Origin of the sequence: Nonomuraea solani, assembly GCF_900108335.1 — a bacterium.
Taxonomy (GTDB): Bacteria; Actinomycetota; Actinomycetes; order Streptosporangiales; family Streptosporangiaceae; genus Nonomuraea; species Nonomuraea solani.
The window spans coordinates 1-17,087 of the sequence record NZ_FNVT01000018.1 but is presented as its reverse complement, the minus strand read 5'-3'; the positions used below and the strand labels follow the sequence as shown (position 1 = coordinate 17,087).

At 68.1% G+C, this 17,087-nt stretch carries 18 protein-coding genes and 2 pseudogenes; 9 read left to right on the top strand and 11 right to left on the bottom strand.

All coding sequences use genetic code 11. From position 1 onward, the window contains the following. Positions 1 to 369 precede the first annotated feature (369 nt). The gene (locus C4V41_RS43855) at positions 370 to 2,799 is read right to left on the bottom strand and encodes a tyrosine-type recombinase/integrase (protein ID WP_200824629.1); all 2,430 of its coding nucleotides are present in this window, start codon (positions 2,797 to 2,799) and stop codon (positions 370 to 372) included. Between the two features lie 42 nt (positions 2,800 to 2,841). Here C4V41_RS43855 and C4V41_RS66255 point away from each other — a divergent pair. Further along, a pseudogene (locus C4V41_RS66255) lies at positions 2,842 to 3,368 on the top strand (Tn3 family transposase). 21 nt (positions 3,369 to 3,389) lie between these two features. Here C4V41_RS66255 and C4V41_RS43845 read toward each other — a convergent pair. After that, complete coding sequence (locus C4V41_RS43845; RefSeq protein WP_103961970.1) at positions 3,390 to 3,665, bottom strand: hypothetical protein; 276 nt, start codon at positions 3,663 to 3,665, stop codon at positions 3,390 to 3,392. A gap of 262 nt (positions 3,666 to 3,927) precedes the next feature. Here C4V41_RS43845 and C4V41_RS43840 point away from each other — a divergent pair, with 262 nt between their 5' ends. From C4V41_RS43840 to C4V41_RS43830, 3 genes are all read left to right on the top strand, one after another. Continuing rightward, positions 3,928 to 4,917, top strand: coding sequence for a hypothetical protein (locus C4V41_RS43840; protein WP_103961969.1), 990 nt, complete (start codon positions 3,928 to 3,930; stop codon positions 4,915 to 4,917). 564 nt (positions 4,918 to 5,481) lie between these two features. After that, on the top strand, positions 5,482 to 5,901 hold the full coding sequence (locus tag C4V41_RS43835; protein ID WP_103961968.1) for a hypothetical protein: 420 nt from the start codon (positions 5,482 to 5,484) through the stop codon (positions 5,899 to 5,901). Next, positions 5,898 to 6,092, top strand: coding sequence for a helix-turn-helix transcriptional regulator (locus tag C4V41_RS43830; RefSeq protein ID WP_103961967.1), 195 nt, complete (start codon positions 5,898 to 5,900; stop codon positions 6,090 to 6,092). The genes C4V41_RS43835 and C4V41_RS43830 overlap by 4 nt, the downstream gene beginning before the upstream one ends. A gap of 417 nt (positions 6,093 to 6,509) precedes the next feature. On the opposite strand, the gene C4V41_RS43825 is transcribed toward C4V41_RS43830, so the two are convergent. Continuing rightward, positions 6,510 to 6,911, bottom strand: a complete 402-nt coding sequence (locus C4V41_RS43825; RefSeq protein ID WP_268808802.1) for a DUF6326 family protein — start codon at positions 6,909 to 6,911, stop codon at positions 6,510 to 6,512. A 233-nt stretch (positions 6,912 to 7,144) separates the two neighbouring features. On the opposite strand from C4V41_RS43825, the gene C4V41_RS43820 reads away from it, so the two are divergent. Together C4V41_RS43820 and C4V41_RS43815 are read left to right on the top strand one after the other, a co-directional pair. Then, positions 7,145 to 8,320 (top strand): sensor histidine kinase, encoded by a 1,176-nt coding sequence (locus C4V41_RS43820; RefSeq protein WP_327537507.1) that lies wholly within the window; start codon positions 7,145 to 7,147, stop codon positions 8,318 to 8,320. A 15-nt stretch (positions 8,321 to 8,335) separates the two neighbouring features. Continuing rightward, positions 8,336 to 9,016: a response regulator gene (locus C4V41_RS43815; protein WP_103962181.1), complete on the top strand. Its 681-nt coding sequence runs from the start codon at positions 8,336 to 8,338 to the stop codon at positions 9,014 to 9,016. Between the two features lie 426 nt (positions 9,017 to 9,442). Here C4V41_RS43815 and C4V41_RS43810 read toward each other — a convergent pair whose 3' ends face one another. After that, complete coding sequence (locus tag C4V41_RS43810) at positions 9,443 to 9,748, bottom strand: hypothetical protein (RefSeq protein WP_103961965.1); 306 nt, start codon at positions 9,746 to 9,748, stop codon at positions 9,443 to 9,445. 64 nt (positions 9,749 to 9,812) lie between these two features. Then, positions 9,813 to 10,577, bottom strand: a complete 765-nt coding sequence (locus C4V41_RS43805; RefSeq protein WP_200824628.1) for a M12 family metallopeptidase — start codon at positions 10,575 to 10,577, stop codon at positions 9,813 to 9,815. Positions 10,578 to 11,233: 656 nt separating this feature from the next. On the opposite strand from C4V41_RS43805, the gene C4V41_RS43800 reads away from it, so the two are divergent. Together C4V41_RS43800 and C4V41_RS43795 are read left to right on the top strand one after the other, a co-directional pair. Beyond that, complete coding sequence (locus C4V41_RS43800; protein ID WP_160150585.1) at positions 11,234 to 12,163, top strand: ferritin-like domain-containing protein; 930 nt, start codon at positions 11,234 to 11,236, stop codon at positions 12,161 to 12,163. A gap of 80 nt (positions 12,164 to 12,243) precedes the next feature. Further along, complete coding sequence (locus C4V41_RS43795) at positions 12,244 to 12,441, top strand: hypothetical protein (RefSeq protein ID WP_200824627.1); 198 nt, start codon at positions 12,244 to 12,246, stop codon at positions 12,439 to 12,441. 224 nt (positions 12,442 to 12,665) lie between these two features. Here C4V41_RS43795 and C4V41_RS43790 read toward each other — a convergent pair whose 3' ends face one another. After that, positions 12,666 to 13,688, bottom strand: a complete 1,023-nt coding sequence (locus C4V41_RS43790) for a glycoside hydrolase family 3 N-terminal domain-containing protein (RefSeq protein WP_407670153.1) — start codon at positions 13,686 to 13,688, stop codon at positions 12,666 to 12,668. A gap of 170 nt (positions 13,689 to 13,858) precedes the next feature. After that, positions 13,859 to 14,059: pseudogene (locus C4V41_RS66250) on the bottom strand (alcohol dehydrogenase catalytic domain-containing protein); the annotation flags it as partial. 1 nt (position 14,060) lies between these two features. Between C4V41_RS66250 and C4V41_RS63405 the strand changes: the two are divergent. After that, positions 14,061 to 14,363, top strand: a complete 303-nt coding sequence (locus C4V41_RS63405; protein ID WP_103961963.1) for a hypothetical protein — start codon at positions 14,061 to 14,063, stop codon at positions 14,361 to 14,363. A 48-nt stretch (positions 14,364 to 14,411) separates the two neighbouring features. Here the strand turns inward: C4V41_RS63405 and C4V41_RS43775 are convergent, their stop codons facing one another. From C4V41_RS43775 to C4V41_RS43760, 4 genes are all read right to left on the bottom strand, one after another. Continuing rightward, positions 14,412 to 14,903 carry an SRPBCC family protein gene (locus tag C4V41_RS43775; protein WP_103961962.1) on the bottom strand — a complete coding sequence of 164 codons (492 nt, stop codon included), beginning with the start codon at positions 14,901 to 14,903 and terminating at the stop codon, positions 14,412 to 14,414. 32 nt (positions 14,904 to 14,935) lie between these two features. After that, a complete protein-coding gene (locus C4V41_RS43770; RefSeq protein WP_200824626.1) occupies positions 14,936 to 15,580 on the bottom strand; it encodes an SRPBCC domain-containing protein in 645 nt (214 codons plus the stop codon). Positions 15,581 to 15,887: 307 nt separating this feature from the next. Next, the gene (locus C4V41_RS43765) at positions 15,888 to 16,088 is read right to left on the bottom strand and encodes a ferredoxin (protein WP_103961961.1); all 201 of its coding nucleotides are present in this window, start codon (positions 16,086 to 16,088) and stop codon (positions 15,888 to 15,890) included. Positions 16,089 to 16,112: 24 nt separating this feature from the next. After that, entirely contained in the window at positions 16,113 to 16,832 is a 720-nt protein-coding gene (locus C4V41_RS43760) for an alpha/beta fold hydrolase (RefSeq protein ID WP_103961960.1), read from the bottom strand. Positions 16,833 to 17,087 lie beyond the last annotated feature (255 nt).

Sequence of the window (17,087 nt, the reverse complement as noted above, 5' to 3'; positions counted from 1 at the left end):
GAATCTGATTTGTCAAGCGTGGCACTACGGCTCGGCAGTAGATATCGACTGGCCGGTGCCGCGTTGAACCTGGACAATCGCCTGTCGTGATGGGTATCTCCGGCTTCGAGCCGACCTTTCTTGTCGGACTCCAAGCCATCCACGATGAACACGGGCAGGGCTTGGCCGCGCTTGGTGGTCGGCGTCTGACTGGCTTCGCGCTCGTGCGTTTCGTCGAGGACGGGGACTGGTATGCCGACTGTCCCGTCGTCCTCAACTTCGACGGTGTTCAAGTAGAGGTCAGCCACTCGAAGTTCGATGAGCTGTCGATCGGCTGGAACACCATCGACACAACGGCTGCGATCACCGGCTGGGAGGAGTATGACGAGCTCACCCCGGTGTGGTCCAGCACCGACGAACGGCTTGAGCCGTTCGTCGGCCAGGAACTGCGCGAGGTTGCTCTCCTTGAATGGCAGCCATCAGGTCGTGACATGGCGGCCGGCACCCTTGCGGTGGAGTTCGTCTTCGATGCGGGTCACTTCCACATCGCCAACGCTCTCGACGAGAACAGCATCGAGGTCGGCGACGCCCATCCAGAATGGGTACGGCACCAACTGAGCTGTGGCACGTAGCCCGATTAGGTCGGCCTTCGGTTGATCTCGATGACCGGCAGCAGGGTCGCCTGGGCCCGTTGGCCAGCATCCGCTGGAGGTTGTCCTTGGCCTCCAGGAGCTGGCCCTTGCTGGACGTCTTCGGCGTGTAGAAGTCGCAGCGGGCGCAGGCCATTCGGTGTGGGCACTGCTCGAAGAAGGTGTAGGTGCAGTAGCCGTGTCCAAGGTCGTAGTACTGCCACGGCTCGCCATTCGCGGCGGCGCCGGAGGTGACGGCGTCCCGGTCGACGAGGACCTCGATGGTGCGCACGTTGCGTTCGAAGTAGCCGGCGTCGTTGTAGGCTCTGGCCAGCGTGTTCGGCGTGATCTTGGCGTAGTGCTGGGCCGACTCCGGGCTTCGGTGTCCGAGCCATGCTTGCAGCTCGAACAGGGTCATCGGCTCTTTGGCGTTGTAGAGCTGGCTGGCGATCGTGGACCGCGCCCGGTGGCTGGTGATGGCGCCGCGCGCGTCCGCGGCGGGAACTCCAGCCTTGCGGCATAGGGCGGGGATGATCGTCCTGTTGATGTAGGTCTTGTCCATCGCGTGGGCCCGCAGCGCGAACAGCAGGTGCACCTGGTCGCCGGTCTTGCGGTCCGTCAGGGTCGGCTGACTTGGCCGGGATGCCTCCCATGCCTCGATCGCCTTGCCCAGCAACGGATCGACCGGTTTGGTGAACGCGGTGCCGGTCTTGTGGGTGGGCACGTCCAGGAGGCAGACCGCGTCCCGGGCCAGAACCTCCCGGGAGTCGCCGGAGATGGAGAATCCGTCGTGCTGCCAACGGACGCAGCCGACTCGCAACCGAGCGATCTCCGCGCTGCGCTGGCCGCTGAACAGCCAGGCAAGCGATACCGCCCGAAGGAACTCAAGTGGGTAGCGCAGGCTGTTGTAGCTGGTCGGCAAGTCCTCGGGCTGGATGTTCAGCCCGGCCCAGAGCAGCTTGGCCCAGATGTCGTCGGCGATCACGCGGGGGTCTGGTCCGAGCATCGCCAGGACCGTTCTGGGCGTGGCGAGGGCCCGAGTGGGGTCGAAGCGCCTGGGGATCCACTCCCATTCCTGGCAGTCGCGGAAGAACGCCCTGGTCGCGGTCAGGTATCCGGCCTTGGTTTCCGCGGAGATCGGCTGTCCTTGCCTGTCGCCCAGGCCGCCGCGCCGCTGAACGTAGTCACCGATGCTCATCCGATCAAGCGCGGCGATCCAGGACGCGCAGGTCCGCCGGGTCCACTGGCCGGGTTCGGTGATCTCCGGGCCGACCTTGGATAAGACGCTGCGAGCAGTCGCGCGGGTCTTGGGAGCGAGCGTGGAAGTAGCGTGCCATCGCTCGACCCAGTCCGCCCACGGCCGCGCGGTGCCCTCGATTTCGGACATCCGCCCCCGGAACGGGGAGGGCGGGGCTTCGCAGAAGCCGAGGGAGGCGACGGCGCGCTGGATGGCGTGCAGGGCACCGATGTGTGGGCGTCGCATAGCAGGGTGCCGGCGCAGCCGGGCGAACGCCTCGGTGGTCAGGTCCTGAAGCAGTGGGCTGCGGTTGAGCAGAAGGGCCTGGCAGAGGACCGGAGAGATTCGAGAGTCCACGTCGGACTCGATCCGGTAGCCCCATCCGTCGAGCACCCGCTTGACCTGCTGGTGGGCCTGTTCGACGAGTTCTTCACCGAACACGCGTCGGCTCAGCGGGAGGCGCTGGAACCCACCGAGACGGTCGAAGTCGGTGAAGCCGCCAAGCAGGTAGGCGTATGCGGCCAGGGTCGACCGCGCGGTCCCATCGACCCACCCTGGGCTGGACCTGCGGAACTCCGCGCTGCCGACGCCGATCAACTGAAGCCAGTCCTCCGCGGTCCAGCACCAGAACGTCTTGCCCTGCCCGATGCAGCGCAGCAGGATCAGGGCGATGGCGTCGTTCACGCCCTGGCGTTGGTATGTGCTGTCCGGGCGCCACAATGACGCCCGGACGTCGTCCAGCGGGCGGAGCAGCCACTCGATGGCTGTCCATCCCGGAGCGTCGGGGTTGTGGCGGTCTGGTCGGCGACGCAGGTTGGTGCCCAGCTGCTGAAGCGCCGACACCTCCTGGGCGGTAAGACCATCGCGCTGCTGGTAGCGAGACGGGTCGAACGGCCATGTCCACGTGAAGTCCGGGGCCGCCGTGTCGACGGCCGCCGATGGTGAGGTGGTCACCGGCCCACGGCTCCGGGCCCCTGCTCGCCGAGGCGGGCGTGCATCTCCACGCGCCAGGCCGCGGCCCTGTCCACCGGCGCGGTCAAGGCCAGCGAGCTGTTTCGCTACTTCGCCGGCGGCGGCACGCCCACCCCGATCGGCCGCGCCCTGATGGAGCTGGGCAAGCTCGACCGCTCCACCTACCTGGCCTGCTACTTCGACGACGAACTCCTGCGCCGCCGCGTCCATACCCAGCTCAACGCCAAGAAGCCCGCCACACCCTGGCCCGGAAAATCTTCCACGGCCAAAAAGGCGAACTCCGGCAGAAATACAAAGAAGGCCAGGAAGATCAACTAGGGACGTTGGGGTTCATCACCAATGTCTGCATCCTCTGGAATACCGTCTACACGGCTCGCGCGCTGGACGAAATCCGCGCCGAAGGAAAGAAGATAGCCGCCGCCGACATCGCCCGACTATCCCCGCTGGGATTTGAGCATTTCAATTTCCTAGGCCGCTACAACTTCGCCCTACCGGAGATCATCCGGGACGGCGCCCTGCGCCCGCTGCGCACACCCCCGCCCGGCCAGTAACCCCTCCGGGCCGCATCCGCTTCACCCCGGCGTGGCGGGCTGCGTCTCGGACGGCATGAGCATCCGGCGGACCTGCTCATGGGAGACCCCGGCATGCTTGCCGATCCGGCGCAGCCCCCACCCCTCACCGCGGGCGTCCGCCATCGCCGCGGCCATCGCCTGCGAGGTGACGTCATCGAGCATCGCCTGTAGCTCCGCCAGCCGCGCCAGCCGTACTGCAGGAGCCAGATCGGCGATCTCGCTGCAGAACCGGGCAACATCCGACCGCAGGAACGCCACACCCTCTGAATCCGTCACAACGCAAGATTGGCCTGGTCAGAGATGGTGTGTCAAATTATGTGACACTAAGCCCGGCTCATCGTTCCACTAGTACTGGGAGGCCTCATACCGCGGAACACCACGAAAGCAGGCCGGACACCCCGGTACGGCTGGCCCTACCACCCGTGAGACGGCTGGCCGCCCGCTGGTTCGGGGGCCGCCAGGCTGGGGCGGAAACGAGCCGATTCCTAACGTCAGGGCTGTTCCCTCATCACGGCTTCCGCTTCGAAAGGGCGTGCCGATGTCCGCAGTCCTCGACCCACCCCGTACGGCGACCCGCCCCCTGCACCGCCCGCTCCTGCTGATGGTCGCCTCGATGGCACTGCTGCTGGTCGTCTCGGCCGTGGGCATGGTGGCCGATGACCGTGTCCTGCTCGGCGCGCCGGTCTGGGGCAAACCCCTCAAGTTCGCCGTGTCGTTCATCGTGTACGGCCTGACGCTGGCCTGGTTGCTGACACTGCCGCACCGGGCGAGCCGCTGGACCTGGTGGATGGCGACGCTGCTGGCCGTCACCGGCATGCTGGACGTCGGCGTCGTCGTGGTCCAGGCGGCACGCGGCACGTTCAGCCATTTCAACCAGGCGGACGACCCGTTCAACAACGTCATCCAGCCGATCTTCAGCGTGGGCGTACAACTGCTCATGCTGGCGAACGTCGTCCTCGCCGGGCTTCTGATCTTCCAAAGGGTCGGCGACCGAGTGCTCACCTGGGCGATTCGCGCGGGCCTGGCCTTCGTGATCGCCGGGATCGGCCTCGGGCTCCTGATACCGGTGAGGTCCAACGAGGTGTGGACGGCCAAGGACGCGGCCGGGCACGTGGTCCCGCTGGCCGCCCAGCACAACGTGGGCGTCCCGGACGGCGGTCCCGGACTGCCGCTCACCGGATGGAGCACGGTCGGCGGCGACCTGCGCATCCCGCACTTCGTCGGCCTGCACGGGCTGCAGGTCATGCTGATCGTGGCACTGGTGCTCGGATTCCTGGCGAGCCGGGTCACCCGGCTGCGTGACGAGCAGACCCGGACGGGCCTGATGATCGTAGCGGCCGTGGCGTACGCGGGCCTGATCGTCGTCGTGACCTGGCAGGCGCTGCGCGGCCAGGCGCTGATTCACCCTGACGGCCAGACGCTCGGCGCCCTGGCCCTGCTCATGTCCGCCACGATGGCGGCGGGCTGGGCGGTCCTCGCCGCGGGCGGTTCTCCGGGCCGGCGCCGGGTGGTTCGCCCGGGGGCCTGATCAACGCCTGCTGACGGCGCCTCTTCTCATGATCGCGGGCAACGAGGCCACAGACAGGCGAACCAGGACCATCCCAGGGACGCCGGCAGACCGTCGAGTACGCCGATTCTCTGGGACGCGACGACTCCCCGATGATCGCCGCGTCCACCGCCTGGACCGAGCCGACGCCGAAGCAGTCCTGCTCGTACGGGACGGGGAGCGGCCCATCATCGACCAGCGCGCTGAGCACCGCCGCAGGCCAAACGACCCGACCACCGTGCACCGGGCGGCAACCACCATGAGTCTTCGCCGGCCACCGGAACCGGATGGTGTCAATCCCCTGAAACTTGAACCAACTCGGCGCGTTCCTTCTCCCACGCCGCCTTCAAGGAAGCAGGCCCGGCTCGGGCCGCCATTGAGGCGCGGGCCGGCTTCGTTGGCCGCAGTTGTCGGACGGAACCAATGGCCGTTCCATGGCGCCCTGATCTGGGGTCGACCCGGCCGACGTAAAGGACACTTGACATCACGGCGGCCTCCTCCTACCGTGTCAAGTGTCCTTTACTTCTCGCCGCAGGAGGGCGACCCATGCAAGCACGCACCACGACCGGGGACTACCGGGAGTCGACCAAGGCAGCCGTCCGGCTCGTACTCTGGACAGTCGCCTGGACGGCGACCCTCGCCTTGGCCAAGTTCGGTCCCGACGGCTTGTGGGACCCTCAGCAACCGGCGGCGAGCTGGGCCGCGGTCGCCGTCAACCTGGCCGTCGGCATCGGATGGATCGTCGCCTTCATTCGCTTCTTTCAAAAAGTCGATGAGTTGCAGCGCAAGGTCATGCAGGAGGCCCTGGCCATCTCCCTCGGAGCAGGGTGGGTCGGCGGATTCGCCTATGTCGTCGCGGACAACGCCGGCCTCATCACTTACGACGTCAACACTGCGGTCCTGCCCGCGCTCCTGGGAGTCGTCTTCTTGATCGCCTTCGCCGCTGGCATGATCAGATACCGATGAAGAACCGCATCACGGAACTCCGGGCCGAACGCGACTGGACGCAGGCTGATCTGGCTCAGCGGATCAGCGTGTCGAGGCAGACGATCATCGCGATCGAAAAAGGCAAGTTCGACCCGAGCCTCCCCGTCGCCTTCCGCCTCGCCAAGGTGTTCGACCTGACGATCGAAGAAGTTTTTCTCGACGAGCAGTAGAACATCATCCGAAGGAGCTGAACACCGATCGGACGGCCGCGGAAGCACCCGCGCCGGTAGGTCGTCCATGCGATCCCGTACGTGCGTGCTCGGAAAGAGCATCTGTCATCGCCGGCATGGCTTACGCGAGGGGCCCGGCCCGACGGCCGGGAGCAAACCGGATACCGCCGAGTGGGGTGACGCGGCGCGTCAGAACTCCTCGTTTATGCGACACCCTCTGCCAGAACGCAAGGTTGATGCGGGTGGTGGGGCCGAGCACCCGCAGCTGATCGGCCAGCAGCACTTCGGTGCCCAGTGGCTTTCCGCCAGGGCCCCTCGATGGATGGCCGTAATCAGCTCCTGGTCGACCTGAAGACACCACCCGAGGGCACCCGCTGCGTCTTGTGAACGAGGTGCGGGCCCGGCATCGGCGAAGCCTCATCCCGCAGGACGGCTCACGGCGGGTGAGATGTCCATGCGCCAGGCCTGCCGCAGGATGACGGCCAGGCACACCATTTCCACGGCTGCCAGGACCAGGTAGTGAGGTTTCGCCGATCCGCCGCCGATGATGAACGCCGCGGTCAGCGGGACCGCCACCAAGGTGACCCGCCGGGTCATCGCCGGTTTCAACACAAGCGACAACACCACCATCACGATCGGGATCTCGACCATGACCGCGGATCCCACCAGGAGCAGCGGGGTGACGGGAACGCCCTCGGCATGCCCCGCCATGAGTCCCCGCAGAAATCCGGCGTTCAGGAAACTGAGAACATCCGCGTAGAGCATGCTGAACATGACGACGATCCACAAGGTGGAGAGTCTTGCTCGCACGTCACTCATTTCGGCCTCGGCGCCTTTCTGGGTCGTTGGACGGGGGCCAGGGATTCCCGGCCGGTTCCGCGCGGCTGCCGGCGATGACGGAAGCCGCCCGTACCGGTCATGGGGACAGGCTGACGCGACGGGCGGGAGCATCGCTACAGCCGCAGGTCGGCGCCCGGATGACCGAAGGTCGGCGGTACGGGATCTACTTTGGTCGGATTCCGCTGGACCGGGGGCGGACGTACCCTTTGGTCGTGACGACCCCGGCAGGCCTGGACCATCGGATCCTGCTCCCCGCCAGCGCGCTCAGCGGCCCCGAGCCCGCCCCGGCGCGCGCGGCCGGACGCACCGGGCGCGACTGGGCGGCCGATGTGGCGTTGTTCCTGCTGGCCATCGGCCTCACGGCGATCAGCGTGGTGGAAGGACTCGGCCGGCATCCCGCACCGGCGCCGTTCGCGGTGGACGCCGCCCTCGGCGGGCTGAGCTGCCTGGGGGTGTGGTTGCGGCGGCGCCGGCCGGTCGGCTTCGCGGTGGTCGCGGTGGCGTTCAGCGTCTATTCGATGTCGGCCGCGGGGGTGGCGCTTATCGCGCTGTTCACCGTCGCGGCGCACCGGCGCGTGGCGGTGGCCAGCCTGATCGTGGCCGGGTGCGTGCTGGTGCCGTTCCTGACGCCGCTGGTCCGGCCGGACGTCCCGGTGCCGCCCTGGTGGCAGGTCCTGCTGGGCTTCGCCTGCATGGCCGCGGTGCTCGCCTGGGGGATGTTCGTACGAGCCCGGCGGCAGTCCCTGCGCGAACGGGCCCGGCGGGTCGAGTCCGAGCGGGAACTGCGCCTCGCCCAGGTCCGCCAGTCCGAACGCGACCGGATCGCCCGGGAGATGCACGATGTGCTCGCCCACCGCCTGTCCCTGCTCAGCCTGCACGCCGGGGCGCTGGAGCTTCGTCCCGACGCCGCGCCCGAGGAGGTCGCCCGGGCCGCCGGGGTGATCCGCGACAGCGCGCACCGGGCGCTGGAGGATCTGCGCGAGGTCATCGCCATGCTCCGCGCCGGCCTCGACCGGTCCGGGGAGGGGCCGGAGCGGCCCCAGCCCACCCTGGCCGATCTTCCCGACCTGGTCGATCAGTCACGGCGCGCGGGCATGCGGGTGCTGCTCGACTGCCGGGTGGGGGAACCGGCGGCCGCGCCCGCGGCGATCGGGCGCGGTGCGTACCGGATCGTGCAGGAAGGGCTGACCAATGCCCGCAAGCACGGCCGCGACGGCCAGGTGTCGGTGACCGTCGGCGGGGCAGGGGCTGACGGTCGAGGTGCGCAACCCGGCCGGCGCCACCGCCGTCGCCGGGATCCCGGGCGGCGGAAGTGGCCTGATCGGCCTGGCCGAGCGGGCCGGCCTGGCCGGTGGACGGCTGGAGTACGGCCCGACCGCCACGAGTGAGTTCCGGCTGTGGGCATGGCTGCCGTGGCCGAGGTGAACGCCACGATCCGGATTCTCATCGTGGGTGACGACCCGCTGGTACGGGCCGGCCTGGCGATGATCATCGGCGGTTCGCCCGAGATGAGCGTGGTGGGCGAGGCGGCCTGCGGAGCCGAGGTGCCCGCCGCGGTGGAGGCCTGCGCCCCGGACGTGGTGCTGATGGACATCCGCATGCCCGTGCTGGACGGCCTGGCCGCCACCGAACTGCTGCGTGCCCGGCCCGACCCGCCCGAGGTCGTCGTGCTGACGACCTTCGACGCCGACGAGTACGTGCTGCGCGCCCTGCGCGCCGGGGCCAGCGGCTTCCTGCTCAAGCACACGCCGCCCGCCGAGATCCTGCGCGCGATCGTACGGGTGTCGGCCGGGGAACCCATCTTGTCGCCGACGGTGACCCGCCAGTTGATCGCCCACGTCGCCGACACCGGCGCCGCCGCGCGGCGGCAGCACGCCGTGCGTGTGCTGAGCCCGCTCAGCGAACGGGAACGGGAGGTGGCCGTCGCCGTGGGCCGGGGCAGGTCCAACGCCGAGATCAGCGGCGAGTTGTTCATGAGCATCGCGACCGTGAAGGCCCACATCTCGCGCATTCTCGGCAAGCTCGACCTCAACAACCGCACCCAGATCGCCCTGCTCGCCCACGACGCCGGCCTGACCGGCTGAACCTCACCCCGGCGGCGTTGCCGTGAGCGGGTCCCGCTTCACTGCCGGGTGCGCGGCCGCGGCGAACGCAAGGCTCTCCAGAACGGGGATCTTCGAGGTGGCGGCCGAGTCTTCGAACAGCAGCAGCCCTCGGTCTGGATGAGGAGGCCGGCCTCGGTGAGAAGGTGCAGCGACGACTGCGTCGCGGTCGACGAGCGTGAGTAGACGAACCGAAGGTGCCGCCGCTTCCAGGCTCGGCGTCGCGTAGCGAGGCCAGGGACAGAAGCCCGTACCTGCTCCAGGTGCCTAACGTTGGTTTCCGGCGCCTTCCTCCGCAGTGGCCGGGGCGCGCCACCCGAAGATCCTTCACCACCGCCAGTGCCACCTCGCATCCACCCTCGCAGCAGGACGAATCGCTCCGCTGCCCATCCTGCGATCGGGCGGCACTCACTCGACCACGAACGTCATCGTCACCCACCGGATCGCCGGCCAGGGGCCGCCGAGAGCGAACTCGATCTCGGCCCGGCCGGGGCGGCGCGCCAGGAGGGCCACCTTGCCGGGCGGGCCCTCCGGCGTGTGGACCAGTCCGTCGATCCCGAGCACGCCGATCAGGAAAGGTCCGAGAAGTTCGAGCGAGTCCGTGCCGGAGCGGATCCGGCCACCCGTCGCCCAGACCATGAGCAGGTCCCCGGTCCGCAGGGTCAGCGACTCCGGGGCCTCCTCCGCTGGCCGGAGCTCGATCACGCGTGCCACGGCGGCGCTCACCCCTTTCGCATGAGCGCCGCCGGGACACGTGCGCCCCCCGGATCGCCGCGGCTCACACTCCGACCGGCACGGAGCCTGTCTGGCGCAGCCCCGCCTGCACGTCAGGAGCCATGACATCGTCCTTTTCGTCCCAGTCAGCCGCCGTACCGGGCGCCATCTGGAGGGCCATCTTCGGGTAGATGGATCCGGCGAACAGGTAGTCGGCGGTGTTGATGTCCAGCCCGCCCGTGATGGGCTGGCCGTCCTTGGTGATCGACCCTGGGAGCTGGTAGCACATGATCGAGGTCTGGTCGACGGGCGTGCCGAACAAGGACGCCTCGTCCAGCGGTGTGAGCACCTGCTGGTCCACCGTCAGCGGGTCCCAGCCGTAGTTCTCCCAGAACCAGACGTAGGCCTTGTCGCGGTCGATCCGGGCCACCAGGCCTGCTCGCATGTGCTCGTGCGGGAAGCCCAGGGTGTGCCCGGCCTCGTGCCTGACCACACGCCGGAATTCGGCCTCGCTGGTCTGCATCGTGAATCCCTCGAGATTCATCGTCTGCTGTCCCTGCGGGATGAGCAGGACGTCCGTCCCGAGATAGGAGTAGTAGCCGCCAGGACCACGAGAGATCCGGACGGTACCGACGCCGTTGGTGCGTACGAACGACACGCACGAGGTCTGCGCCCAGGCGTTCAGGTGCGCGATGATGTGGTCCTGCAGGTCGATCGGCGTGTTCTCCATGAAGCTGACCGGGAGCTGCCGTGCGGAGGGTCCCCAGTATTTCTGCCGGACCACCGAGATGCGCTGAGGGGAGGGCGCCGTTCGTCCGTTGCTGGTCATGTCGCCCATTCCCACAAGGTGGGGGGCGTTGAGCGGGTTGACCCGGATCGCGGTTTCCGCCGCCCTTACCAGTAGCCGGGCGGGGAGACTTTTGAGTATGCACGACCCGGGCGCCGCGCCGTTGTGCGACGCGACGAGCCCTTCGCTGGTCTCTGGCGATTGGCCGGTTTCCACCGACCTCGCCATTTCGGCTATCGATCTCAGCGTCTCCAGATATCCGCGGTCCTCGACCATCGTCTCCCCCGTGCGGTTTGTCGGCATATGTCGCATTCGTTGCCGAGCTACCCGGCCTCGCCATGGACAACCAGGAGGTGCTCAATCTCTTGCGTGGTCATCGGTCAGGAATCACCAATGTGCGGGTCGCGTCAGGAGGGGAGTCTGTGACGCAGCGAAGGCGGTGGAGCATGGACGGTCACGATGAAGCTCGTCTTCACCGACACTCACAACCGTTTAACAGACGAGCTTCCCAGCACGGATGCCCTGCATTCCCAGGTTTCGACAAAACAATGATGACGTATGAGCCGCGATGACCTGGGAAAACTCCTCGACGTCTGAGAGAAGTGGGACGGGGCGCCGAGACCGGCGAAATCTTGCGGCCCCGGTGAGCCTGGAAGTGACGGTGTGCGATGAAGCCGGCGACTACGCGGACTCCTCCCATGAAGACGCTCAGGGAGTATGTCGAGGCACGAATCCTGTCGCCGGATGATCTCAAAGGCGCGTTGCAACTCGCGATGCGGCTGGAGTTCGCCACGATCCCGCCCTACCTGTGCGCTGAGTGGTCGGTCAAGGACGATCCGGACCGTACCCGGGCCGTTGTGCATCGGGTGGTGATCCAGGAGATGCACCACTTCGCTCTGGCGGGGAACCTGCTGACGGCGGTCGGTGGCACGCCGTCGGTGGCCAACGCGGACTTCCTGCCCGACTACCCGGCGAACGAGTTGCCCGGCGGGATCCCCCAAGAGCTGCCCGTCGACCTCAAGCCGCTGGTCAAGGATCAGATCGCGGTGTTCATGCAGATCGAGCAGCCAGATTTTCCCCCTGTCGCCCGCATGGAAGAGGCACCGGCGACCATCGGCGCCTTCTACGACACGATCGCCGAGACGTTCCGGGAGACCGAGCCAGAGATCGACCCGGGCGCGATCGCGGTGGAGGTCCCCCTCGCGCCGCCGATCAGGACCGTAGCCGACGCGATCGCGACGATCGACCGGATCAAGCGCGAAGGGGAAGGCGTTCCCGACTCGCCGAACTCACCCACCGGCGAGGGAACGAGCCACGCGCACTACTACCTGTTCAAGGAACTGTTCGTCCAGAAGCGGCTGATCAAGGTCGGTGACGAGTGGAGTTTCAGTGGTGCGCCCATCACCTTGCCCGAGGTGCACCACTTCGAGCCCTCGACGTCGGAGCCGGAGCTGTCGCTGGAGTTCCGGCGCATTCTGACCGGCCTGATGACCGGCCTGGAGTCGTGCTGGACGACGCCGGGCACCGAACCGGACGTATCGGCGATGTTCGACCTGAGATCTGCCGGCCAGGATCTCATCGAACGGGGCGTCCGCCCGGACTTCGCCTGGCTGGACAGGTCGCGATAGCTCTCGCTCAGGTCGGTACGCGGACAAGCACCTTTGCGGGCATGGCAGGGCAGGGCAATGTCCGATGAGCCCGCCAGGGGATGTTCCCAGCGCAGGTTCGGACGCGAGGAACGCCCGACTCCGCTGACGAACGCCTGCTGGCGCCGATCGGCCTGGGCCCCGGCGGTTGGGCCGATGAGACATATCTGAAGCTCGCGCTGCACGCTCTGGTCGAGGTCTCGCATCACGGCGGCGAGATCGGCCTGCTGCGCGACCTGTACCTGCGCGAAGGCGTCTGATTTCGGCGGTGGGCGACCTTGTCCGGCGGCCGTGTGCCGCCGGGCGGATCGGGCAGCCGGAAGGAGTGGCGGCCCAGCACGTTGACGTGGCCTCGCACGAACACACCCGGTGCGCCGCCGGCCGCTGGTGACGGCTCGGCATTGCGATACGCCACCGGCGACGGGTGTGAGTCTGTCCCTGGCCGTCCTGGGCATCGGTGATGGTTCGGAACCTCTGGACCAACTCAGCCAGGCGGTTGCGGCGCGCGGGCGAACAGCACGTCATCGAGGTCGCCGGGCACATCGGAGCGGGAGCGTTCGACGGCCGCCATCGAGGCGGGCAGGTCGAACGGCAGCTCGCCCCTCGGCGCCGCGTGGCCGGTGACCACCAGCGCGATCGCCCGGTCGCTGGAGGAAAAGGAACCCAGCAGCACGGTGGCGAGATCGGCCACCGGCGTCAGCACCGCCGGACGGTCCAGGGTCACGTCCACGACGAGCGGCGCCTGCGCGGCCAGATCGGCCAGCTCCGACACCACGTCGGCACTGAATTCGAGGCTACCGGCGTGGAAGAAGGGCTCCAAGACGAAGTCGTCGCGTGGCTCGAACGGGGCGGCCAGCCGGACGACGGCCGCGTCGGCGCCGGCGGGGTCATCGACGACCGTGGCCAGGCCGTCGAACGCTTCCTGCGCCATCCCCCGCACGTAGACCGTGCGCGGCCACGGGTGTGCCTCGGGGCGGCGCAGGAGCACGACCGAGGCCGTCTGCGCCCACATGCCCGCCCGGACGGCCTCGGGGGTGCCGACCGACGCGGCGGCATGATCTACATCGACGTACGGGTTGTCGAACAGCCCGAGTTCGAACTTGACGCTCAGCAGACGGGTGAGGGACTCGTCGAGGCGGCCTTCCCGCACCTGCCCGCCGCGTACGAGGTCGAGCAGGACGTCGGTGCAGGTCTCGCCGCCGAGCTGGTCGCATCCGGCGTCGAGGATCTTGCGGATGCGCGCCGGCCGGTCGAGGTGTTCCACGCCCCAGGCGCGCGCGGGCAGGTGCCGGCCGCCGATCAGGACGTCGCTGACGAATTGCCAGTCGGTGACCACGACGCCGTCGTAGCCGAGCTCGTCGCGCAGGATGCCGGTGATGATCTGCTTGTTGTAGCCGAACCCGACCTCTTCGATCTCGCGGCCTCGGTAGACCAGCCCGACGGGCATGCCGTAGTAGGGCATGATCGCCGTGGTTCCCGCCTCGACGGCCGCCCGGAACGGTTCCAGGTGCAGGTCGAACCGCCCCCCGGGGTAGACCTGCTCGCGGCCACAGGGGAAGTGGGGGTCATCGCTGCCTGCGGTGTTGCGGACTTCCAGCTCGGTGTGAGCCTTGGCGGCCTCTCCCAGGCGAATGCGGCGTGGCTGCCGCTGCCACCGCCGAACCAGCCGACCCGGTCGCCGATCGCGAAGTCGTTGACGTCGTCTCCCACCTCTGTCACGACGCCCACACCCTCGACACCGAGCGTGAAAGGGGTTTCCCGCGGGACGGCACCAGTGCGCTGATAGACGCCCATGTAGTTGATGCCCGCCACGTGGACCTCGACGAGGATCTGACCGGCCGCCGGCTTCGGCCGGTCCGACCCCGCCTTCAGTGCCATCATGGTCGACGAAGCCCTGACCGCCGCCCCGATCCTGCGGCTGTTCGAAGACGGCCTGACCCGTTCCCTGCCCGGCCTGCCCGCCGAGATCCATCGCGAACGGGCCACCATGGCCCGTCATCTGGTCGTGCAGATGTGCGTCGAGCGAGAACGGGCCCTGGCCGAAAACGTCCCCACGTTCCGGCCCACCTGGAATGACACGGCCGACGGGCTGATCGAGGTGATCGTCGCGATGTGGCAGGCGCCGGCCCTTCACGCCGGTTCCCGAAGGCCAGATGGCGGACCGTCGGTCTCGCTCGGGTAGATTCCGCTGGTACGCCACGCCGTCAGACGCCTGACCGGTTGCGGCAGATCAGCCCGTCGCTTCGCGGACGTCCTTTCCCTGCTCGGCGAACGCCTTGAAGTCCTGCAGGTGCTGTTGCGACTGCTTGCGGAAGGCGCCGGGCATCAGAAGTCCCACCAGCTTCATCAGAAAGCCGCTGAACCGGTATTCGTTCTCGACCTCCCAGAGCGTCGTTTCCGGGCCGGCTTCGGTCAGCCGGTCGCGCACGGCGCTCCACATGCCCTTGCCGACGATCTCGCGGTCGAAGTGAACGACGCTCGTTTTCGGGACCTCGCGCAGATCTGCCGGTTCCCGGCGGGTGATGGTCTCGGTGCACTCGATCTTCTGCCGGCCCATCTGCATCACGACCCGCGACTTGGTGCCGAGCTGCCCGTGCTCCCCATTCAGCGGCTCGTGCAGCACCAGGCCCCGCAGCCATTTCGGCAGGTGCGCCGGATCGGCGAGCAGCTGGACCGTCTTCTCCCTCGGCAGGGCGATCTCGATGGAGACGGTGTATCTCATGGGCGCATCATTCTTTTCCTTCTAGAGGAACGTCAGGCCGGGTCGGGTGCGTAGAACCTGGTGGTGGCCTCGACCGCGGCCGCGACGTGCTCCGGTTCGCCACCGGCGGCCAAATGAGCCTGGCCCCAGGCCGCGGCGCTGCGCCGGCTGAACTCGCGTCCTTCGGGCGACTTCTCGAACTCCTCGTGGTCGGCGATCTCGCCATCGGCCAAGAGCCGGGCCAGGGTGAGCAGAGCCAGGTCCCAACCGACGCCGCCGGCGCCGGGGCCGTAGGTGGGGAAGGAGGGCTCCCCAATGAACGCTGCGTGGATCAGTTCGAGCTCCGTGTCGCCGACGGGGCCCGGGACCAGGCGCACTTCCACCTCACTCGTGCCGGGCCAGGCGTCGGCGTCCGGTCCGTACAGCCAGGACACCTTGAGCAGACGCGGCGGCTCGCACCGGAGGATGTCGCCGTGCTCACCACTGTCCAACTCGAACTTTCCGCCCAGCCGAAGGTCCCCGGTGACCGGCTTCAACCAGCGGCGCAGCCGCTCGGGGCTGGTGATGGCGTCCCAGACGTCGTCGATCTCCGCATCGTATCGACGCCGCAACTCCACGGTGTACGCCTCGCCGGCGGGCACTCTGCCGTTGCCCATCGCCCGGCGCACGGCGGCCAGCTCGTCCAGTACGTCTTTCATGTCATGCCTCTGTCGGTGGTGGATCGGCTTTGCCCGTATCCGTGCCCGCCCCGGCCTGCCGGATGGGTTCCCAGGGCTGGGAGATGGCCGACTCGCCCCGGAGGTCTGCTCACGGCCGGCGAACGGCTCCAGATGCGCCGGTGCGTGGGGTCGCCGAGGATGTCGAACACGTGCACGGCGGAGATCGTACCGTCCTAGGCTTATATAAGTCAAATCTGATATTTTGGCGCCGCGTCAGCGGCACCGCACAGGTTGACCTGCGGAACGCCCGATGAGTTCCAGAGCACCCGGTTGGCCGCGAGCACGCTCACGTGTCCTCGCTCACGAAGATCGCCGCTCCGGGGCAGACGTCGGCGGCTTCGCGGACGGCCGGGTGGAGTTCGTCGGACGGCCGTTCGTTCAGCAGGATCACGATGCCGTCCTCGTCGCGCTGGTCGAACACGTCCGGCGCGAGCAGCACGCACGTACCGGCGCCGCAGCATTTGTCCTGGTCGATGGTGATTTTCACGATGGGTCTTCCCTTCAGCGGTGATCAGGCGGCCGGGACTCGGATCAGCAGGTCGGCGACGGCCTTGGGTTCGGTGATCATCAGGTCGTGGCCGGTGTCGATGTCCCAGACGCGGCCCGCGGCGGCGGCCTTCGTCATGCGGGCGGGGTCACGGTGGGGGAGGGTGTTGGTGCAGACGATGTGGGTCTGCGGGAGGTCCCACAGCGCGGCCTCGTTGGTCAGGCGCAGCGGCTGTTCGAAGCACTTGTACGGATGCGGCGTGAGTCGTGCCGTCAGCCAGGCGATGTCGCCGGGGTCGGTCACCCCGTAGTGCGGGATCGGTTCGGTGCCGGGCCAGAGGACGAGTTCGACGCCGTCGACCACGCGGCCGGCGGCGCGGGCGGCCCGCATCTGCGCCGGGGAGACGTCGGCGAGGGCCTGGCCATTGACCGGGGTGGCGGCGTCCAGGTAGACGAGGTGCCCGATCCGGTCGGTGGCGCGGTCGGCGACGCCGGTGATGACCATGCCGCCGTAGCTGTGGCCGACCAGGATCACCTCGCGCAGGTCCTCGTACTCCAGCATCGTGATGATGTCGTTGATGTGGAAGTCGAGGTCGATGTCCGGGCGCAGCAGGTGGGCCCGCTCGCCCACGCCGGTCATGGTCGGGGTGTGCACCTCATGTCCCGCCGCCCGCAGGATCCGGGCGACGTGCTGGTAGCACCAGCCGCCATGAGCGCCACCGTGGACGAGGACGTATGTAGCCATGATGTTCTCCTTTGAGTCGTCAGTGAGAGGGGGTACGCCGGCGGGGCAGGAAGGCGACGATGGCGCGGGTGTGGGGCACGGCAAAGCCTCCGGATAAAGCGTGTGATTGATTCGATTAAACCATATGATTTACATGGGTGGCGCCTACGATGCGATGCAGGGTGGACAGGGAGGAGAGGGTGATGGCGGGCAGGACTGCGCGGCCCGAGCGGGGGGCCGCGACGCGGGAGGTGATCTTGGCCACCGCGGAGCGGC